General features: G+C 62.2%; 1 protein-coding gene. It reads right to left on the bottom strand.

Translation table 11 applies throughout. The features are described from left to right. Nucleotides 1-99: 99 nt before the first annotated feature. Nucleotides 100-822, bottom strand: a 723-nt coding sequence (locus C6558_RS38795) for a LuxR family transcriptional regulator (protein WP_210205732.1), incomplete at its 5' end; no start/stop codon positions are given.

Raw genomic sequence — 822 nt, 5'->3', positions numbered from 1 at the left:
GCAATAGCCGGATTGAACGATGCCGGCTGCTTGTTGAGCAGCGTGCTTCGGCCAGTTGTTGCTCAGAGCGCAGCAAACGAGGTCAAGCGCGGCCTCCCGTCAGATGAGTTGCTGGCGCGCTGCCTGATAGACGGCGTTGACGAGGTTATAGGCGCCGAGCTTGGTGCGCGCTCTGTCGAGGTAGAATTTGACTGTGCACGGTTGCATGCCAATGAGGTCAGCGGTCATGGCCATCGATTTGCCCAGTGACGCCCAGGCCAGGCATTCGGTTTCGCGCGCCGAGAGTGCGACGTCGGGGGCCCTGAGCAGGCCGGGCTGACACATGGCCACCCGCGCGTGAACGTAGGCGACGGCAGCAATGGCCTTGAACTCATCGATCGGTGTCGCGGCATCCGGCCAGACGGAGCCCGCGAACGTCAAGACGGCGATGTTGCCAAACGGGCTGCGGATGGGGATGGTAAGACCGGCGCCGATACCGTGCTTGCGAGCACTCCGCCAGAACTGCCGGACGTTGAGGTCGCCACCGAGCGCCTCGCCGTTTTCCCAGGTGAAGGGCCGCATCAACCGGCGCGCCTGCGCCATGACCGGATCAAAGCGTAGGTATTGGCCGGTCATGTACTCCTGCTGCCACGCTTCGGGATAGTTGGTATAGGCGGCGCCAAAGGGAAATGTCGTATCGACATAGGCAAACCACGCAAGCCCGCACCGCTCAGTGAAGCCGCAAAGGGCGTCGGTTATGTCCTGCTCGGTCCAGGCGACATTGATCCCGTCGATGAGTTGATCCAGCGCTTCGTTCATTGGCAACGTCTCCAGATTGCGAGG

The organism is Ensifer sp. NM-2 (assembly GCF_003024455.1).
Classification (GTDB): domain Bacteria; phylum Pseudomonadota; class Alphaproteobacteria; order Rhizobiales; family Rhizobiaceae; genus Ensifer; species Ensifer canadensis.
The sequence above is the reverse complement of the archived record's forward strand: the minus strand, read 5'-3'. Positions and strand labels throughout refer to the sequence as shown.